Origin of the sequence: Helicobacter ganmani, assembly GCF_003364315.1 — a bacterium.
Taxonomy (GTDB): Bacteria; Campylobacterota; Campylobacteria; order Campylobacterales; family Helicobacteraceae; genus Helicobacter_D; species Helicobacter_D ganmani.
Genome location: NZ_NXLS01000028.1, coordinates 1 through 656, shown reverse-complemented (window position 1 = coordinate 656; position 656 = coordinate 1). Strand labels below are relative to the sequence as shown.

Sequence of the window (656 nt, the reverse complement as noted above, 5' to 3'; positions counted from 1 at the left end):
TCCAAAGAAAGATTTAGAATCTTTAAGGAGGATTTGTCCTAATTGGTAGCTAAGATGGTTTTTGATTCTGTCTTTTGCTGTGCCAAAGAGGAGAGATTCAAGATTTTTGATTCTAGTTTGCAAGGAATCTTTAGGATTTGGAATAGGAAAAGTAAAAATAGATTGAGGGGTTTTTAAAGTTTTAAACTTTAGTTTTTCAAATTGTTTAGGTATTAAGGGTAAAGGAATCTCAAAAGGACAATCTTCAAAATAAGCAAAGCGATTCTTATTTGTATTGCAATAGAGAGAATCATAAATAAATTCTAGCTTTTCTTGTGCGCTCTGCAAGGATTCTAGCTTTTGTTCTATGGCATAAGGGGAAAGAAAGGAATCTTTTTGATAGGTGAATTTGAAGTCATCTTTGTGGTTTTGCTCATAATGTTCTGTTGTTACTTTGTCCCAACTATGCACACACTCCCCACTCCAAAAGATTCCCTCTTTTACTTGTTTGCAAGGATTCCCCGCATTAATTGTATTAGAATAAAACTTCTTTGCAGTTACCAAACTCTTTGCCGCTATGACAGAACCCGAAGCAATAAAGCAACCTTTTAAGAATCCCACTTCTTGCCCCACCCAAATATGGTCGCCTAGATAAATGCTTTTGCTAGGATTAAGGC

Annotated in this window: 1 pseudogene; it reads right to left on the bottom strand. The window is 35.4% G+C overall.

The features are described from left to right. Positions 1-656, bottom strand: a pseudogene (locus CQA43_RS09570) (hypothetical protein); the annotation flags it as partial.